Genomic DNA, 15,593 nt, shown 5'->3' on the forward strand with positions numbered 1-15,593 from the left:
CTGATTCAGCGGGGAAGCCGTCAGGATGGGGCCGAACACCCGGCATCCATGAGCCTCCACCTTCCCCCCTACCGGCCCCTGCCCCCCCCGGGCCCCCGGGAGGAATTGCTCAAGGTTGCCATCGCCGATCTCCAGCCCACCCAGATGTGCGTGGGTCTGGCGGAGGTCCGCAGTCGCCAGCAGGATTTCTCCCGCGAGTCGCCGGAACAGCGCCTCCGTTACCTGCGCGGCAAGCCGGTGCCCCTGGTGCGCAGCGGTGGCGGCGACCTCTGGATGGTCGACCGCCACCACCGCCTCCGGGGCCTGATCGAGATCGATCCCACCGCCATGGCCTACGGCTACCTGGTGCTTGATCTGCCGGGCGCCGAACCCCAGGCGGTGCTGGCCGAACTGCAGGCGCGAGGGTGGCTTTATCTCTATGACGGCCGCGGACTTGGTCCCCTGGCAGCCGCGGCCCTGCCGGCCCGTCTGCACGGTCTCCAGGATGATCCTTACCGCAGCCTGGTGTGGAAACTGAAGAAGGAGGGCATGATCGACCCGGCGCCCCTGATTCCCTTCCACGAGTTCCGTTGGGGAGCCTGGCTCAGGCGCCGGTCCCTGCCCCCTTTCAGTTCTTCCCGGCTCACCCCTGCCCTGGCCACCGCCCGTTCCCTGGTGCGCTCGAGTGCCGCCTCCCACCTGGCGGGCTGGAAGGGTTGAGGTGGCCGGCATCGGTTGCCGTCATTCGTGACGATTGCGGGGCGGGTGGCCATCACCAGCCTGCAGCAGCTGTTCCCAGCGATCAAGACGACGACCCAGCAGCCATGCGGCACCGGCCAGGGCCACGCCTGCTGCCAGCACCGGCAGGCTGTGCCACCAGGCGATGCCGAGCAGGGCCAGCCAGGGGAGGGCCGCCACCAGGGGGCGCCAGCGGCGGATGCCACGCAGGGCACCGCTGCAGGCGGCGCAGTGGCGAGTGTGGCTGTGCCAGCGATCCATCAGGGCCCCGTCATCGAGGCGTGGCGGAAGGCTCTGTCCGGGGAAGGGATCGCCTGCGAAGCGATTGACCCAGTCGTGCAGGGCCCGCACGTACACGTCGGCACGGGTCGCCAGGAAGAAGGCCCGCTCGGCCCCGTCGCTGCGGCCCCGCTCCTCCAGCACCCGCTCCTGCCAGTGCAGGAAGACCTGATCGTCCTCCAGCACGATGTGATTGGCGATGTGCTGCAGCCACAGGGGGCGCAGGGCGAGCAACAGCGACGGCAGCCGCGACTCGAACCGGAAGGGGAAGCGCGCGAACAGGCGGCACTCTCCCCGGCGGATCGGAGTGGCATACACCACCGTCAGGATGCGGGCGAAGCCCGAAGCCGTGAGGTCGTGCCACATCAGGCCGGGGGCGGCGAAGGTGGTGTGCTGGCTGCCGAGCTTCCCCTTGCGGGGCCCCTCCTCCCACAGGGCCGTGAACCCCCAGGGGCCTGAGCCGGTGATCACCGCCTCCACCGGAGCGGCATTCTCCCGCTTGCCCACGGTGCGGTGGTGGGTGAAGGGGACATGGCTCACGTCGAGCACGTTCTCCAGCAGCGTGAGGGCGTCCATGGGCAGGTCCCGGAAGGTGTCCTGCACGAACCAGCCCGGTTCCTCCAGCACCGGCACCAGGGGCAGGGGCACCGCCGAGGCCCCGGCCGCCTCACCGGCGAAGACGAACAACAGCCCCTGGGCTTCGGCGGTGGCATAGGCCCGGCAGCCCGATCGCGTGGTGCTGGGGCTGGCGCCTTCCAGGGCCTGGGGGATGGCGGTGCAGTGGCCGTCGCCCGCGAAGCTCCAGCCGTGGTAAGGGCATTCCAACTCGCCTGCACTGTTGAGGCGTCCCTGGCTGAGGGGCACGAGCCGGTGCGGGCAGACGTCGGCGAAAGCGCGCCAGGCGTCTCCCGCCCTGTCCCACCACAACACCAGGTCCTGCTCCAGCAGGGTGAAGGCCGTGGGCTTCGACCGATCGAGGTCGCGCAGGAAGGCCACGGGAAACCAGTGCTGGCGCCAGGCGGTATCCGTCATGCCAACGATTCTGCTGGGCTGCGACCTGCTCCGGAGGATCGGGGCCCGGCCCGGGGGAGCGGAGCACCGGCACGGACCCGTTACGAGAACCCGCACGGACCCGATCAGCGGCCCGGTCGCTCCTAGGAAGACGGGGACGCTCCCTTCATCTCCCTCCGCAGTCCCGTGGGCACCTTTCTGGCCGCCAATCCCCTGGCGATCTTCGCCCTGCTGCTGGTGCTCAGCGTGGTGGTGCCCCCCCTGCTGCGGCCCCTGCGGCTGCCGGATCTGGTGGGCCTGCTGCTGGCCGGGGTGGCGATCGGCCCCCACGCCCTCGGCTGGCTGGCCTCCACCAACGAGACCGTGCGGCTGCTCTCCGACGTGGGGGTGATCTACCTGCTGTTCATCGCCGGGCTGGAGATCGACCTGGGAGAGTTCCAGCGGATCCGGGCCCGCTCCTTCCGCTTCGGGCTGCTCACCTTCACCCTGCCGATGCTGGCCGGCAGCGCGCTGGGATTCGCCTACGGCTACCCGGCCGTGAGCGCCGTGCTGATCGGCTCGATCCTGGCCTCCCACACGCCCCTGGGCTACCCGATCGTGCGCAGCTTCGGCGCCATGCGTGAGGAGTGCGTCACGGTGGCCATCGGCGGCACGATCTTCACCGACATCGCCGCCCTGGTGGTGCTGGCCCTCTGCGTCAGCCTCGGCCGGGGCCAGCTGAGCGCGCCGGGGGTGATCGCCCTGCTGCTCAAGGTGGCCGTCTATGCCGGGGCGGTGCTGCTGCTGATCCGCCTGCTGGGGCGCAGCCTGATCCGCCGCAGCGTCGACAACGACAGCCGCCTGTTCGTGGCGGTGCTGCTGGCCCTGTTCCTGGCGGCGGTGGGGGCTGAGCTGGTGGGGGTGGAGAAGATCGTCGGGGCCTTCCTGGCCGGCCTGGCGGTGAACGGGGTGCTGCCGGACGGCCGCGTCAAGGAGCAGGTGGTGGTGGTGGGAGCGAACCTGTTCATCCCCCTGTTCTTCATCGATCTCGGCCTGCTGCTCGATCTGCCGGTGTTCGTGAGCACCATGACCGGTTCGATCTTCGCCATCGCCCTGATCCTGACCCTGATCACCAGCAAGGGCCTGGCCTCCTGGTTCTCGGGGCTGCTCTACCGCTACGACGGGCCCCAGATGCTGACCCTCTGGTCCCTGTCGCTGCCCCAGGTGGCCGCCACCCTCGCCGCCACCTTCGTGGGCTTCCGCCAGGGCCTGCTGGATGAACGCATGCTCAACAGCGTGCTGGCGCTGATGGTGGTGACCGCGACTCTGGGTCCGATCATGACCGCGATGGCGATGACCCGGATGGCCACCCGCCGGGCCCAGGATCTCAGCCTCCAGGAGAGCGGCCAGCTGGCCCTGGTGCGTCGGGCCCTGCGGGTGCTGGTGCCGATCCGGGAGGCCCGTGGCGAGGAACACCTGCTGGTGCTGGCAGGCCGGCTGATCGATGGCGACGCGGGCCTGCAGGGCACGGTGCTGCCGCTCTCGGTGGTGTCGCCGCGCCAGGCCGAGGCGGGTCGGGGGCCTGGGCCGGGGGTGCACCGGGCCCTGGCCACGGGGCGACGGCTGCTGGAGCGGGCCGATGCCATCACGGCGGCGGCGGGGGTGCCCAGCCGCTCCCTGCTGAGGGTCGACAACGACGTGCCCGGCGGCATCGCCCGGGCGGCCCTGGAACAGGGCGCCGACCTGGTGCTGGTGGGAGTGGCCTCCGGGCCCCGGCTGGGCCGCTGGCTGTTCGGCGATCTGGTGGCGGCCATCTGCCGTCAGGCCCACTGTCCGGTGGTGATGGCCCGGCTGAGCGAGGATCCGGCCACCTTCCGCCGTCTGCTGGTGCCGGTGAAGGACCTTTCCGCCGGCGCCCTGGAACAGTTCCAGCTGGCCGAACGGCTGCTGAGTGGCCGCCAGGCCGGCGACGGCGCCGCCATCACCCTGCTGCACGTCCATGACCCCTGGCTGCCCCAGGCGGAGCGGGAGCAGCTGGCGGTGCAGCTGCAGGGCTGGATCCCGGAGGGCTCCAGGCGCGGGGGAGGCGTGCCGGTGACCCTGGACCTCCAGGCCGGCCAGAGCGTGTCCGAGGCGATCGAGCGCAGCAGCGAGCACCACGACCTGGTGATCCTGCGCTCCCTGCGGCGCCTGGTGGAGGGACTGCCGATTCCCGCCAGCGACCAGGCCACCAGCCTGTTGCGGCGGCTGCGTTGCTCCGCCCTGGTGATCAGCGACCCGCTGCACTGATCCGGGGCTTGACTAGACAGAACCCAGCTGAGCCGCTCCCATGTCCTATCGCCACCTGCTGGTGCCCAGCGACGGCTCCGATCTCTCGATCAGGGCCGTGCGGCACGCCGTGGAGCTGGCTGCTGCCCTGGGGGCCCGGATCACCTTCTTCCATGCCCAGGCCAGCGTGCCGGTGCAGCTGGTGGGGCTGGGGGAGATGCTCGATGCCGTCACCATGGAGGCCCTGATGAGCGCCAGCCACAAGGACGTGGAGCGCATTCTCGAGGACGCCCTGGCGGTGGCCCGGGAGGCCGGCATCAACGCCGACGCCGAGCGGGTGATGAGTGACCTGCCCCACCAGGCCATCGTCGAGGCCGCCAACCGGCTGGGCTGCGATCTGATCCTGATGGCCTCCCACGGCCGGCGCGGGCTGGTGGGGCTGCTGATCGGCAGCGAAACCCAGAGGGTGCTGGTCCAGTCCCGCTGTCCGGTGCTGGTGTACCGCTGAAGATGGACTGGGGGGAGCTGATCACCCACCTGGGACGACCCGGGGGCCCACAGCCCAGCTTCGTCATCCACTTGCAATGGATCGGTGCCCCCCGCTCGTTCCTCTCAGCGGCACGGGACGTGGACCTGAGCAAGCCGATCGTGCTGATCCAGGCCGGGAGTCCGGCGCCATGATCCTCCATGGGAACCGGGCCATGCGGCGATCAGCCTGAGGGATGCTCCAGCCTCCGCTCCGCCTGCCGAGGGGCCGGGGCTTCACCGCGCTGATGCAATTGCCAGGCCCGCTGCAGATCCACCCGGGTGACCCGGAATCCCAGCCGGCGGGCCGCCAGCAGAAGCTCCGGGCTCGACCGGCAATGGCGCAGTCCGCGCCGGATCACCTCGTCCGTCTCGGCCTCCTCGACCAGCCGCTCCAGCTCGCTCCAGCTCATCGGGTTCTCCCACCGATCCACTCACCCTGGCAAGAACGGAGCGATCTGACCAGGGGTGGAGTAGCAAGCGATGCAAGGGCGTCAGTCACATCCTGTCGGACTTCCACAGGGTTCCATTCATGGCTGGGTCACAGAGCCTCGCTTGATTGAAGTCATCCCCGTCCACGGGGTCGCTCCTCACAACGCGAACTACCATGAAGACCATCCTTCGTCGCCCTTCCAGCCGCCTGGTGGGCCTGCTGGGCACCACCGGTGCCCTCGGACTCCTGGCCACTCCCCTGCAGGCCTGGGCCGGTCCCTGGAACCAGCCCTACTACGGCTATCCCCAGGCTGTCGACAGCCGTCGGGGCCCCTATCCGGTGCGCACCCTGCCCAGCCCCTCCGGCTACGGCGGGGGTTATGGCGGCGGCTATGGAGGCGGCTACCGGGCCGATTACGACGCCAACCGCTACCAGGGTGCCGTTCCCCTGAATCCCGGTTACATCCAGGCCCAGAACGAGCAGCGCTGCACCGTGGGCCGGGTGGTGGGGGGCATCCTGGGCGGCAGCCTGGGCTATGCCGCCTCCCGTCAGGAAGGCCGCGCCTGGGCCGTGCCGATCGGCGCCCTGGTGGGCCAGCAGCTCGGTTGCAACATCGGTGCCCAGCGGCCTCCCCTCTCCTGGTGAGGTCCTGACACTGCCAAGCTCAGGAGGCGGCTCCGTAGGCCACCTGACAGGCGGCATTGAGCAGCTCCGCCTCCTGGGCCGTCCGGGGCTCCTGTCCATTCAGCAGCCCGCTCTGGCAGTCCGCCGAGAGCTGGTAGACAGCGCCGTCGGCACTGACGTCGAAGGAGACCGCATAGGTCCCCGATGGCTGAACCGTGCCGTAGAGCAGCTGGTAGTCGGTGTTGGGCACCACGATGGTGGTCTGGTTGCCGGCCACGGCCGCGTCCACCGCGCTGTTGATGATGGCGGCGGTCGCCAGGGTTCCCACGCCCCAGGCGGCCGCCCTGGCGCCCCACCAGCCCCAGGAGGGGGTGGCCCAGCCGCCATACCAGCCGTGGTTCCACGGGCGGGCCACCCCCCAGCCAGGACGGGCCCAGCCCGGCCTGACGGCGTAGGCATTGACGTTGACGCTGCGGCTCCAGTTGCGGTTGACGTTGACGTTGGTGTTGCGGTTGACGTTGGTATTGCGGTTGACGTTGGTATTGCGGTTGATGGATCCGCTCCCGCCAGGCCTGCTGAGCCCCGCCGTGCCTCCGGGGCGGGTCGCCGGACGATCCAGCGAGGGACTCCCCACCCTGCCGGACCCGCCGCTGCTCCAACCACCACTGGGTCTCGTGGTGCCCCGGTTGAGACCACCGGCGCCGCCGGAACCCTGAAAGCCACTGCGGCCGGCCGATCCCCCACCGGCCCTGCCGGCGCCGCCCCGGCCTCGGCCACCCCCACCGCCACGGCCCCCGCCGCCGCGGGCGATCAGCTGGACAGTGACTGAAGCGGAAGGGGTCTCGAGCGCCGGGGCCGCACCCACCGGGGCGACGAGCACACCGGCCATCAGCAGCGCGAGTCCCGCGGAGATCTTCATTTGAGGAGCAACGCGCAGGCGTCGTCGTAACAACTGGCATCCACCCGGCCGTCACTGCCGAAGTGCACCATCACCAGATCACGACCCTGCAGGCGGGTGTTGGCGCGGTCCTCCCGGACGCTGTTGAGGTAGTTGGGGTTGACCACGCAGAGCTCCCGGCCGTTGAAACAGATCGTGTTGGTGGAGAAGCGTGCCGCCGCGCCGCGCAGGGGGCGCCACTCCTTCCTGTCGTTCGCCCAGATCGCCATGGTCACCGGTTCATCGGTGATACGCACGGTTTCGATGCTGCGGCCGATGCGGTGGCGATAGAGGGTGGCCCCTCCCTGATCCACCGCCTCCACCGTGCAGGGGATCGGCGCTTCGCCCTGCAGACGGCACTCGGTGGAGAGGGTGTAGAGCACCCGGGCGGCCGGAACCGGCTGGGCGGCGGCAGCGGGCAGCACTGAGCACAGGCCCGCGACCGTCAGGCCGGCAATGATCGCGCCCCCAGCCGGGATGGGCCAGGGGGGGAGGACGCCCCTACAGCAACCGTGGACGGGATGGTTCGGCCGGTGCTGGGGCATGGGATGGAGCGGCGATGGGATGAACTCCGTCAGTCCCAGGGTGGCCAGCCCTGAGCTGCCTTGACAACCTTCACGCCATGGAACGTAGCCCGGTCAGCGGCGGTGCTCCGCTGTCCTGCTGCCGGCGGGGTTCAGGGCTTTCGCCCATGCCCCTGCTCCCCTGGCTCGCTAGCGTTCAGGAGCCACTGAAAAGCCTTCGATGGCCGTTCTCAACCGCTGTGCGATCGCGGTGGCACCACGGCAGCCGATGGTCGACTGGACCCGACCGTTCTGGACCCGTGAGGACATGGAGGGGCTGGGGGAGGACCACAGCCTCTACCTGATCCCCACCTATGACAGCGAACTGGAAGCGCAGGACAGGCTGCTCGACAGTTACGGGCAGATCTTCACCGCCGAACTGGATCTCTGGTGCCGGGACCGCAGCCGCTGGCCCCACCCCCGAAGTCTGGAACTGTTCGAAGCCTGGTTCTCGGTACGTTTATTTCCCCTGGTCGAGGACCTGGGCGAGGAGCCGCTCCGCACCTATGTGATCGACGACGGCTTCCAGGACGCCCTGCGTGAGGCCATGGGCTGAGCGATGTTCTTCCGAATCCAGCACCAGCTCACATACCAGTACGAGCGGCCCGTCTTCCTGGAGCCGATGACCCTGCGGTTGACCCCTCGCCAGGACTGCAGCCAGCGCCTGCTGGCGCACAGCCTGCGGCTGGTGGAGCCGGCGGCGGGCCTCACCCGGGTGCTCGAGCCCGACGGGACTGACGCCGCGGTCGCCTGGTTCCAGCAGGAACGCGACCGGCTGGTGATCGAGGTCGACATGCTCGTGGAAACCCTGCGCAGCAACCCCTTCGACTGGATCGTCACCCACCCGGAGGCCCAGCACCTGCCGGTGACCTATCCATCGGCGGAGGCCCGCTCCCTGGCCGGCTGCCACGGGGATCACATCGATCCCGGGGTGGTCGCCTGGGCCGGGGGCCTCGCCCACCGGGTCAACGGCTCGGCCACGGCCTTCCTCAGTGCCATGGCCGATGAGATCCACCACGGCTTCCATCACATCGGGCGCCTGGATGGGGAACCCACCACGGCGGCCGAGACCCTGGCGACCCGCACCGGAGCCTGCCGGGACACAGCCATGCTCTTCGTGGCGGCCTGCCGCAGCCAGGGGCTGGCGGCCCGATTCGTCAGCGGCTACTCGATGCACCATCCCCCCGAGGTGAGCGAGCACGAACTGCACGCCTGGGCCGAGGCCTACCTGCCGGGGGGCGGCTGGAGGGGATTCGATCCCAGCCTGGGCCTGGCCGTCGCCGATGGCCACGTGGTGCTGGCCGCCGCTCCGGATCATCACCTGGCGGCACCGGTGAGCGGCCGGTACAGGGGCACCGGGGTCGGTTCCAGCCTCTCCTACCGGATCCAGCTCAAGGCCGGCCCCGAACTCGAAGGGCTGGACGGGACATCGCCCTCTCAGCCGACGATGCCCAGCTGAAGCCAGCAACCCGCCGGCGCCAGCTTCTCGACGATCACCGGCGCATGGCGGGCCAGGGCCAGATTCTGGGCGTAGCGCTCCGCCTCGTCGCGCTGGTCGAAGAGGGGGCCCTGGACGTCGTTCGGGACCGTGGTCTCATTCTGGTCGGCGGGTCGGACCCGATAGCAGCCGCGCGGGCGGGGTTCACTCATGGACCCAATCTGCTCCCCGACAGCCTCGAAACGCTGCAGCAGCAGAGTGTCTTTCGATCCGTGCCGGAGACCCCACCGGGGACTGGAGGCACGGGGGCCTCGGGCAGAAAAAAACCGCCCCGGAGAGCGGGGCGGTTGATGCATGGACTGGGCCTCAGGCCCGGCGAATCAGTAGCGGCTGCGGCCACCGCCACCGCCGTAGCCGCCACCGCCACCGCCGTAGCCACCGCCGCCGGAACGACCGCCGCCGCCGCCGCCGCCAGTGCGGGGTTCGGCCTTGTTGACCCGGATGCTGCGTCCCATCCACTCCACATCCTGGAGATCGTCGATGGCCTTGGTCTCATCGGCGTCGTTGGTCATCTCAACGAAAGCGAAGCCCCTCTTGCGGCCGGTGTCGCGGTCAAGGGGAAGGGTGCACTGGCGAAGCTCGCCATACTGAGCAAAAAGATTCTTAACATCTTCCACTTCGGCGTCGAAGGAAAGATTCCCGATGTAAATGGTCATGAACCGAAAAAACTATGAACCGATCCTTCGACAGCTCACTAGAAAGTGATGAGCTTGCTGGAGAGAAATCTTGGAATCCCCAGAAGCCTACATCCACCCGCGTGCCCCTTCAGGAGGGAGGACCGAACCCGCGGGGATGGAAGGCCATGACCGGGCCAGCGTGCCCTTCCGCGGCAGCGGACCGATCAGCACGTTCAACAGCCCGGAGACCCTGCAGCCACTGGCCTCAACGACTGGCCAGCAAACAGGGCCGTGAAGGGCAAAACAGAAAGGATTGACGGATTGCTGCAGGAATTTCAGCGGGATGCAATCTTCGAAGCCGAACCGAAGGTGTGGAGAAATCCACAAAAAACCCCAGCCGATCAGACTGGGGTCAGAAGAATCAACAGTCCCGCCAATACCGGGATGGAGCTTAAGAAATAATCAGCCCAGACCGATCTGGGAAAGGATGCCCTGGCCGGTGAGAAGTTCGGTGCCGAGGCCGATCACGAAGCCGAGCATGGCCAGACGGCCATTCCAGGTTTCAGCGAAGGCAACAAAGCCGAAGCGGGAGTCGGTGGTGGTCATAATGCTTGTTCGGGGCTGACGTTACAAACCTTAACACGTTTTGTTGCGTCGGCCCTGGTGCCGCTGGGGGGGATATCCGAACCATCGCGCGATCAATCGCAAGTGGCTCCCGGCAGGCAGATCCTGAGGAGCTGTTGGAGAGGATCCACCTCTCTCACATTTTCGCCATTGCGGCGATCTTGCTGAGCTTCTCCCGGTCCAGCCCCTCGAGTTCATCGACCTGCAACAGGCCGTCCTTCACCAGGCTGGCAAAAACGAACAACAGCCCCGGGAGCCGGAAGTCAAAACGACCTTCGACCTCGTGGCGCTGAATGCTGAGGAAGTCATGGAGCTTCCAGCACTGCTCTGCGGATTCCAGGTTGCTGACCTGGGCCTGGACGGCCTGGACGATGCCGGCGACGGCCCGGGCGTGGGCCCTGTCGAAGGCACGGCGGGCGATGTCCTGCTCGAGCTCTGTCCAGCCCGCCACCACACTCACCATTGTTCTCATCAATCACATTTCGACCTTACCGTGGTCCCAGGAGCGGGCGCGAGCCGTTCAGCGGAGCGATCTCGGCGGGGCACCGGAGCGGTCGACCGACCTGACGGAACAGCGACCTGCAGCGGTTGCTCAGTGTCTTCTCTGAATGCTCAACGATTGCTCAACTGGGGCAGCCGGAACCAGGGGACGGTGGGGCAGGCATGGTGTTCCCGGTGATAACCGAAGTGATAACAGGCCAGCAGGGAGAGAAACCATGAGCACGGCAGACTCCGGACCCCGTTGTCGTCCTCTCCCGGGCACACGCCATGACGATGGGGAAGATAGGTGCCGAAGAGAAAGAGCTGGAAGGAACTCAGCACCAGCGGCAGGATCCAGAAGATCATCACGTTGGTGGCCCGCAGGGGCTCTGTCCTGGCAAGGGCCAGCGCCACCACCGCCCAGGTGAGCAGCAGCCGGAGCAGTTGCGCCGTCGAGAGGTAGTTCCCCATGAAACGCACGTACCAGAGGAGCGGTCCATCGCTGCTGGTGGAGCGGAAGTCGGGATCACGGACGCTGCCAGGGCTGCGGTGGTGACGCAGATGCTGACGCCGGCAGTGGCCGTAGGGCAGGGCGGCATAGAGGAGCAGGGCCAGGCGTCCGAGCCCATCGTTGAACCAGCGGCGGGCGGGCACCAGGGTGCGGTGCATGGCGTCGTGGCCCAGGATGAACAGTCCCGTCTGCAGGAAGGTGCGCACACCCACGGCCAGCAGCAGGGCCGGGGGAGACCAGCGAAGAGGGTCGACCAGCAGCAGCCCAAGGAGGGTGACCAGCCAAGCGCAGAAGATCAGCATGCCGAGCCAGAAGCCCCTGCTCATCACCGCAGGGTGAGTGACAGGGGCGACGGGCTCCATCGGGCGGAGGCGGGGTGGCAGAAGTCGGAAGGAAGGGACGGGGTGATCAGCGCGCGAACTTGAGAAGTTCAGCCGGCGAGGCCAGCAGATCGATCGCCACGAAGTAGATCTTGCCGTCGGGATCAAGCAGGAAGCGCCAGGCCACATTCATGCCGACACCGGCACCGAACCAGGGGGTCTGAACTTTGCCGGTCACCTTGATCTGGGTGAATCCACCATCGGAGGGCTCACTCACGCCACGCTCGGGCAGAAGCTGGAGGTTCTGGCAGTCTTCACGGAAAAACCGCAGCACGGCATCGGTGCCGACAATGGGGCGCTGGAAGGGAGGCTGCAGAGCTCCGTCTGGCAGGAACAGCTCGATCAGCTGATCAAAGTCGTTGGCATTGAGCAGATCCATGTAGGACTGGATCGTCGGGTTGTCGACGCCTTCGATCGACACCTTGGTGCGCTGCTCAGCAGCGGTGGGCAGCACGATCGGCTCGGCCACGCGCTGGGAGCCGTCCACCTTGCTGGGGTCGAAACCCATGTCGACCACGAAATTGCGGAGCACGGTGATCTGCTGGCCGGCATCGACGCTCTTGAGCGAATTGAGCACCGAAGCGGCGTTGGCGGAGAGCTGGTAGCCCTCGGGAATGGGGGCGACGATCCCTTCCTCCATCCACTCGCCCAGCCTGTACCAGAAACCGAGCTTGATATTCACCGACCAGATCGCATAGGTGCGGCAGAACTCGGTGTCGGCCCGGTTGGCCAGATCGACCATCACCTGGCTCTGCTCGGCGAAGTTCATGGCCTTGATGCGGTTCAGCAACGGCTCGGCGAACTGCATGCGGGCCGCCCCGGGCGCGGCGATGGTGATGGTCTTGCCCATCTCGAGGTAGGCGTACCAGATCAGCGCCAGCTGGTCCTCGGCACTCAGCAGGTTGTAGCGGGCGTTGAGGGCGGGCACCACATCGGCCGACAGGGTGTCCGGAAAGATCTGGGTCGCTTTCTCGAGCGTGAACATGGCTGAACCTCCGGAGGTCAATAAACCTTTACAAAACCTAAAGCATGGGAGGTGCCTGCGACGTCGGCGCGGGCACCTCCTGATCCAAGCCAAGCACGTTTTCGTAGCTGTCCGCACAGCGGGTCAGAGCTCGCAACAACCGAGATCAACTGCGAACCCTGGCGTCAGGCCTCCCGGGTGTGGGCCGGGGCGATCAGCCACCCCAGCCCGTGCTGAGCATCGCTGCGGCGGTCCAGAGCACAAAGCCGGTGAGCACAAACCCACCCGTGGTGACCAGGCCCTGCCACACCTGCCGGGCCAGAGGCGAGGGCTGGTCCCCCAGCCAGGCAGGTCGAGGGGTGCCGGGGACCCATGGGGCGGATCCGCCGCGCGGGGTTCGGCTGGCACTCACATCACGCCATCGGGCGTCGTAGCGGGGAGCTTGCTGGTTGAAAGGCAGGGCCCCCAGGGCCCGACCCGGCAACACCCTGGAGCGCTGGTAGGGCACCGTGTCGTAGCCGAAGGCGTCGAGGTACTCGGAGGAATCCAGCAGGGTGTCCACGAGGGCGGCCAGGCCATGCTGGGCAATCAGAATGGAGGAGGCGATGCGTTCCTGTTCGCCATAGACGGGCCGCCCAAGAACCCTGCCGACCAGCTGCTCCACCATCCGGTAATTACTGTTGCATTCGTAGAAACCCTCCCGGAATCTCCTGGAGAGCAACAGTCCCCTGACGAAATCTCGCATCGTGATCTGGCCGCGGCGCAGCTGGGACTCGAGCACCACTTCCCGATCGATTTTGAAGGCATGAAAGAAGATCTGGCGGTAGGCCTGCTCGATCCGGGCATCGAGACCGGGCCGATCGACCGACTCCAGGGTGCTGTCCAGGCCGGAGACGACCTGGCGAGGGGATTCCTCACTGGGAACGGCAAAGTTCCGCACCCTTGCATTGATGCTCAGAGGCGGGGAGTCAAGCAGGGGAAGTGCCATGGCGGGCAGGGAGGGGGAATGACCCGAAAAGGTACACGTGATGTAAATGGGCAACGATTAAGCAGGCGCATTTCCTTACACACCTTTACCTTCGCTGCAGGCCAGGGGCGGCTTCTGGAGCGTTATTGGCAGCTGGCGTGCGGGCAGCTCGGAGGGCTCACAATCGATTCTGAGCGCCCGCTCGAGCGTCTGATTGCGGTAATTACGCAGACAGTACTTGCAACCGCCGGTGGTCTGAAGATGACGCTCGGGAGTGATCACGATCTCCCTCACCGGATGCTCCCTGCAGTGGATCTTGATCGGGCTGCGGTAGCTCCTGTAGATCACCGCGGAATAATCGTATCTGGCACCGAATCTGGATAATGCTCTTTCCAGAAAAGTGGCTTCATCAATACGCAGGGCCATCGCTGAGTTCCCGGTGATCAAGTTGACGGACCCACGACTCGCCACCTTCGGCAGGGGATCTGGCCGGTCGCGTGGTGGTGAGGCCGATGGGCAGGAATCGATCCGCGGATTCCTCAGTCACCGAGCGTAGGGGGATTCGGCTCCGGCGTCTCCGAGCCGATCCCTGGCGCATGATTTCTCCATACAGCGCGCCAGGATGCATGAACCGATCAGCTCCCCCATGCCGCTGCCTCCGCCCTGCCCCCTCTGCCCGTTCACAGCAGCCTCCCTGGCCGGCCTCAAGGCCACGGTGCTGCTTCTGCTGGTGCTGCTGATCAAGTCACGGATCCAGATCCGCTTCTTCTCTGCCCTGGGGGTTCTGCTGCTCGTCCTGCAGACCCTCACCGTCCTGGCGGTGGGGGGGCTGGCCGGCGCCGCGCTGCTGGCGGCCCTGGCCAGCGGCTGGATCGGTCAGCGCTCCGCGGCGGCCTGAATCCAGACCCTGGCTTGCCTGCCACCAGCCAGGGGTTCAGCCGGTCGTGGCTTCAGTGGGTGCCATTTCCTCGGTGATGACCCGGAAACCGGTGAGCTGGTGATCGCCGAAGGAGCGCAGGAAGGGGACATCAGCCGCATCCCGCCCCCGGGCGATCAGCACCCTGCCGATGCGCGGGATGTTGTGACGGGCGTCGAAGACATGCCAGCGGTCCTCTAGGAAAACCTCGAACCAGGCGGAATAATCGATCGGATCCGGCAGGGGAGAGACTCCCGTGTACCCCAGGTAGCCGGTGCAGTAGCGCGCCGGGATGTTGAGGCAGCGGCAGAGGCTGATGGCCAGGTGGGCGAAGTCGCGGCAGACGCCGCGGCCTTCCCGCAGGGCGTCGTGGGCCGTCTTGTCGCTGCGGGCGGCGCCGTAGTCGAAGCGGAGCTGCTCATGCACCCAGTCGCAGATGGCCTGCACCCGCTGCCAGCCCGGACGGACACTACCGAAACGGCCCCAGGCGACCTGGGCGAGGCGATCGGTGTCGCAGTACCGGCTGGGATTGAGAAAGGGGTAGGTGACGATCGGCAGGGCCCCCACCGGGCATTCGCCGATCTCCGGGACCACCGGATCGGGGCTGCCGTCGTCGGCCACCAGGGTCTCGAAGCCAAGGGTGGTGGTGCCGGCGGAGGCGATGAAGCGGCAGGCGCGGTTGCCGTCGGCGTCGGTGAGCACCTCAGCGATGCGATCAGGACTCAGCCACAGGCGTTCGGGACCGCGCCGATCCTCCGACCGGCTGGCATGGGGATGGACCAGGGCCAGCACCGGCGTCGGGGCCCAGCAGGAAATCGTCAGTTCGCAGCCGAGCCGGATCAGCATGAAGGGGGCAAGGGGGACGACACCACCCGGATTGCTGATTCTCGCCCGCCTGGAAGGGAATCGGGGAGGATCGGCCCTCCGGTCAGCGGGAGCGGAAACGGCGCCGTCCCGGCTGGCCAGCCGAGCCGGAAGGAGCTAGTACAGATGTATCCATCCTTTGGCCATGTCTCTCTCCCTCCCCGCTGGCGAAACCCTGGCCTCCTGGCCCTACCTGGGGTCCAAGCAGCTGCTTCCGTGCCGCAGCCGCCGCGTCTGTCTCACCTGCCACTGGTTCCGCCACCACGCCGAGGCCGACACCATCCCCCTGCTCAGCTGCCAGTGGCACCAGGCCCTGATCAGCCACGGCGACCATCTCACCCACCGCTGCCCCTGCTGGTTGGAGCCCCGGCATGCCGGGAGCGGCTGGTGCCCGGAAGCGGCCTGAGGAGCCCGTCCCGCCCGGGGCGCTGGATAG

The 15,593-nt window shown here is 67.6% G+C and carries 21 protein-coding genes; 8 read left to right on the forward strand and 13 right to left on the reverse strand.

Features of this window, described 5'->3' with window-relative positions; translation table 11 throughout:
* The first annotated feature begins 48 nt into the window (after nucleotides 1–48).
* Complete coding sequence (locus KUG41_RS11070) at nucleotides 49–699, forward strand: ParB-like protein (protein WP_216904121.1); 651 nt, start codon at nucleotides 49–51, stop codon at nucleotides 697–699.
* A 21-nt stretch (nucleotides 700–720) separates the two neighbouring features.
* Here KUG41_RS11070 and KUG41_RS11075 read toward each other — a convergent pair whose 3' ends face one another.
* On the reverse strand, nucleotides 721–2,028 hold the full coding sequence (locus KUG41_RS11075) for a Rieske 2Fe-2S domain-containing protein (RefSeq protein ID WP_216904122.1): 1,308 nt from the start codon (nucleotides 2,026–2,028) through the stop codon (nucleotides 721–723).
* Between the two features lie 165 nt (nucleotides 2,029–2,193).
* On the opposite strand from KUG41_RS11075, the gene KUG41_RS11080 reads away from it, so the two are divergent.
* Entirely contained in the window at nucleotides 2,194–4,275 is a 2,082-nt protein-coding gene (locus tag KUG41_RS11080; RefSeq protein WP_216904123.1) for a cation:proton antiporter, read from the forward strand.
* A gap of 40 nt (nucleotides 4,276–4,315) precedes the next feature.
* Nucleotides 4,316–4,762 carry a universal stress protein gene (locus tag KUG41_RS11085; RefSeq protein ID WP_216904124.1) on the forward strand — a complete coding sequence of 149 codons (447 nt, stop codon included), beginning with the start codon at nucleotides 4,316–4,318 and terminating at the stop codon, nucleotides 4,760–4,762.
* A 202-nt stretch (nucleotides 4,763–4,964) separates the two neighbouring features.
* On the opposite strand, the gene KUG41_RS11090 is transcribed toward KUG41_RS11085, so the two are convergent.
* Nucleotides 4,965–5,192, reverse strand: a complete 228-nt coding sequence (locus tag KUG41_RS11090; RefSeq protein WP_216904125.1) for a Nif11-like leader peptide family natural product precursor — start codon at nucleotides 5,190–5,192, stop codon at nucleotides 4,965–4,967.
* Between the two features lie 194 nt (nucleotides 5,193–5,386).
* On the opposite strand from KUG41_RS11090, the gene KUG41_RS11095 reads away from it, so the two are divergent.
* Nucleotides 5,387–5,857: a hypothetical protein gene (locus tag KUG41_RS11095; RefSeq protein WP_216904126.1), complete on the forward strand. Its 471-nt coding sequence runs from the start codon at nucleotides 5,387–5,389 to the stop codon at nucleotides 5,855–5,857.
* A gap of 19 nt (nucleotides 5,858–5,876) precedes the next feature.
* Here the strand turns inward: KUG41_RS11095 and KUG41_RS11100 are convergent, their stop codons facing one another.
* Nucleotides 5,877–6,755, reverse strand: a complete 879-nt coding sequence (locus KUG41_RS11100) for a hypothetical protein (protein ID WP_216904127.1) — start codon at nucleotides 6,753–6,755, stop codon at nucleotides 5,877–5,879.
* The gene (locus KUG41_RS11105; RefSeq protein WP_216904128.1) at nucleotides 6,752–7,198 is read right to left on the reverse strand and encodes a hypothetical protein; all 447 of its coding nucleotides are present in this window, start codon (nucleotides 7,196–7,198) and stop codon (nucleotides 6,752–6,754) included. Before KUG41_RS11105 ends, KUG41_RS11100 begins: the two co-directional genes overlap by 4 nt.
* Nucleotides 7,199–7,517: 319 nt before the next feature.
* Here KUG41_RS11105 and KUG41_RS11110 point away from each other — a divergent pair, with 319 nt between their 5' ends.
* Complete coding sequence (locus tag KUG41_RS11110; RefSeq protein ID WP_216904129.1) at nucleotides 7,518–7,892, forward strand: hypothetical protein; 375 nt, start codon at nucleotides 7,518–7,520, stop codon at nucleotides 7,890–7,892.
* 3 nt (nucleotides 7,893–7,895) lie between these two features.
* Nucleotides 7,896–8,795 (forward strand): transglutaminase family protein, encoded by a 900-nt coding sequence (locus tag KUG41_RS11115; RefSeq protein WP_216904130.1) that lies wholly within the window; start codon nucleotides 7,896–7,898, stop codon nucleotides 8,793–8,795.
* Here KUG41_RS11115 and KUG41_RS11120 read toward each other — a convergent pair.
* From KUG41_RS11120 to KUG41_RS11155, 8 genes are all read right to left on the reverse strand, one after another.
* Nucleotides 8,774–8,986 carry a hypothetical protein gene (locus KUG41_RS11120; RefSeq protein WP_216904131.1) on the reverse strand — a complete coding sequence of 71 codons (213 nt, stop codon included), beginning with the start codon at nucleotides 8,984–8,986 and terminating at the stop codon, nucleotides 8,774–8,776. The genes KUG41_RS11115 and KUG41_RS11120 overlap by 22 nt on opposite strands.
* 168 nt (nucleotides 8,987–9,154) lie before the next feature.
* Nucleotides 9,155–9,490 (reverse strand): RNA-binding protein, encoded by a 336-nt coding sequence (locus KUG41_RS11125; RefSeq protein ID WP_216904132.1) that lies wholly within the window; start codon nucleotides 9,488–9,490, stop codon nucleotides 9,155–9,157.
* 423 nt (nucleotides 9,491–9,913) lie between these two features.
* Nucleotides 9,914–10,057, reverse strand: coding sequence for a chlorophyll a/b-binding protein (locus KUG41_RS11130; RefSeq protein WP_216904133.1), 144 nt, complete (start codon nucleotides 10,055–10,057; stop codon nucleotides 9,914–9,916).
* Nucleotides 10,058–10,211: 154 nt separating this feature from the next.
* A complete protein-coding gene (locus KUG41_RS11135) occupies nucleotides 10,212–10,538 on the reverse strand; it encodes a hypothetical protein (protein WP_216904134.1) in 327 nt (108 codons plus the stop codon).
* A 149-nt stretch (nucleotides 10,539–10,687) separates the two neighbouring features.
* The gene (locus KUG41_RS11140; RefSeq protein WP_216904135.1) at nucleotides 10,688–11,392 is read right to left on the reverse strand and encodes a fatty acid desaturase; all 705 of its coding nucleotides are present in this window, start codon (nucleotides 11,390–11,392) and stop codon (nucleotides 10,688–10,690) included.
* Between the two features lie 82 nt (nucleotides 11,393–11,474).
* Nucleotides 11,475–12,431 (reverse strand): orange carotenoid-binding protein, encoded by a 957-nt coding sequence (locus KUG41_RS11145; RefSeq protein ID WP_216904136.1) that lies wholly within the window; start codon nucleotides 12,429–12,431, stop codon nucleotides 11,475–11,477.
* Between the two features lie 193 nt (nucleotides 12,432–12,624).
* Nucleotides 12,625–13,398: a phycobilisome rod-core linker polypeptide gene (locus KUG41_RS11150; RefSeq protein WP_216904137.1), complete on the reverse strand. Its 774-nt coding sequence runs from the start codon at nucleotides 13,396–13,398 to the stop codon at nucleotides 12,625–12,627.
* Nucleotides 13,399–13,473: 75 nt separating this feature from the next.
* Nucleotides 13,474–13,803, reverse strand: coding sequence for a hypothetical protein (locus tag KUG41_RS11155; RefSeq protein ID WP_216904138.1), 330 nt, complete (start codon nucleotides 13,801–13,803; stop codon nucleotides 13,474–13,476).
* 220 nt (nucleotides 13,804–14,023) lie between these two features.
* On the opposite strand from KUG41_RS11155, the gene KUG41_RS11160 reads away from it, so the two are divergent.
* Entirely contained in the window at nucleotides 14,024–14,275 is a 252-nt protein-coding gene (locus KUG41_RS11160) for a hypothetical protein (RefSeq protein ID WP_216904139.1), read from the forward strand.
* A 36-nt stretch (nucleotides 14,276–14,311) separates the two neighbouring features.
* On the opposite strand, the gene KUG41_RS11165 is transcribed toward KUG41_RS11160, so the two are convergent.
* Nucleotides 14,312–15,139, reverse strand: coding sequence for a transglutaminase family protein (locus KUG41_RS11165; RefSeq protein WP_216904140.1), 828 nt, complete (start codon nucleotides 15,137–15,139; stop codon nucleotides 14,312–14,314).
* A gap of 163 nt (nucleotides 15,140–15,302) precedes the next feature.
* On the opposite strand from KUG41_RS11165, the gene KUG41_RS11170 reads away from it, so the two are divergent.
* The gene (locus KUG41_RS11170) at nucleotides 15,303–15,563 is read left to right on the forward strand and encodes a galactose oxidase (protein WP_216904141.1); all 261 of its coding nucleotides are present in this window, start codon (nucleotides 15,303–15,305) and stop codon (nucleotides 15,561–15,563) included.
* Nucleotides 15,564–15,593: the final 30 nt, after the last annotated feature.

Origin of the sequence: Synechococcus sp. CCY 9618, assembly GCF_019038415.1 — a bacterium.
Lineage (GTDB): Bacteria > Cyanobacteriota > Cyanobacteriia > PCC-6307 > Cyanobiaceae > Cyanobium.

Excerpts from the sequence above, each read along its gene's own strand:
- KUG41_RS11070 (WP_216904121.1), top strand. The coding sequence starts at position 49 with ATGAGCCTCCACCTTCCCCCCTACCGGCCCCTGCCCCCCCCGGGCCCC.
- KUG41_RS11075 (WP_216904122.1), bottom strand. The coding sequence starts at position 2,028 with ATGACGGATACCGCCTGGCGCCAGCACTGGTTTCCCGTGGCCTTCCTG.
- KUG41_RS11085 (WP_216904124.1), top strand. The coding sequence starts at position 4,316 with ATGTCCTATCGCCACCTGCTGGTGCCCAGCGACGGCTCCGATCTCTCG.
- KUG41_RS11090 (WP_216904125.1), bottom strand. The coding sequence starts at position 5,192 with ATGAGCTGGAGCGAGCTGGAGCGGCTGGTCGAGGAGGCCGAGACGGAC.
- KUG41_RS11095 (WP_216904126.1), top strand. The coding sequence starts at position 5,387 with ATGAAGACCATCCTTCGTCGCCCTTCCAGCCGCCTGGTGGGCCTGCTG.
- KUG41_RS11100 (WP_216904127.1), bottom strand. The coding sequence starts at position 6,755 with ATGAAGATCTCCGCGGGACTCGCGCTGCTGATGGCCGGTGTGCTCGTC.
- KUG41_RS11110 (WP_216904129.1), top strand. The coding sequence starts at position 7,518 with ATGGCCGTTCTCAACCGCTGTGCGATCGCGGTGGCACCACGGCAGCCG.
- KUG41_RS11115 (WP_216904130.1), top strand. The coding sequence starts at position 7,896 with ATGTTCTTCCGAATCCAGCACCAGCTCACATACCAGTACGAGCGGCCC.
- KUG41_RS11120 (WP_216904131.1), bottom strand. The coding sequence starts at position 8,986 with ATGAGTGAACCCCGCCCGCGCGGCTGCTATCGGGTCCGACCCGCCGAC.
- KUG41_RS11125 (WP_216904132.1), bottom strand. The coding sequence starts at position 9,490 with ATGACCATTTACATCGGGAATCTTTCCTTCGACGCCGAAGTGGAAGAT.
- KUG41_RS11130 (WP_216904133.1), bottom strand. The coding sequence starts at position 10,057 with ATGACCACCACCGACTCCCGCTTCGGCTTTGTTGCCTTCGCTGAAACC.
- KUG41_RS11135 (WP_216904134.1), bottom strand. The coding sequence starts at position 10,538 with ATGGTGAGTGTGGTGGCGGGCTGGACAGAGCTCGAGCAGGACATCGCC.
- KUG41_RS11140 (WP_216904135.1), bottom strand. The coding sequence starts at position 11,392 with ATGAGCAGGGGCTTCTGGCTCGGCATGCTGATCTTCTGCGCTTGGCTG.
- KUG41_RS11145 (WP_216904136.1), bottom strand. The coding sequence starts at position 12,431 with ATGTTCACGCTCGAGAAAGCGACCCAGATCTTTCCGGACACCCTGTCG.
- KUG41_RS11150 (WP_216904137.1), bottom strand. The coding sequence starts at position 13,398 with ATGGCACTTCCCCTGCTTGACTCCCCGCCTCTGAGCATCAATGCAAGG.
- KUG41_RS11155 (WP_216904138.1), bottom strand. The coding sequence starts at position 13,803 with ATGGCCCTGCGTATTGATGAAGCCACTTTTCTGGAAAGAGCATTATCC.
- KUG41_RS11160 (WP_216904139.1), top strand. The coding sequence starts at position 14,024 with ATGCCGCTGCCTCCGCCCTGCCCCCTCTGCCCGTTCACAGCAGCCTCC.
- KUG41_RS11165 (WP_216904140.1), bottom strand. The coding sequence starts at position 15,139 with ATGCTGATCCGGCTCGGCTGCGAACTGACGATTTCCTGCTGGGCCCCG.
- KUG41_RS11170 (WP_216904141.1), top strand. The coding sequence starts at position 15,303 with ATGTCTCTCTCCCTCCCCGCTGGCGAAACCCTGGCCTCCTGGCCCTAC.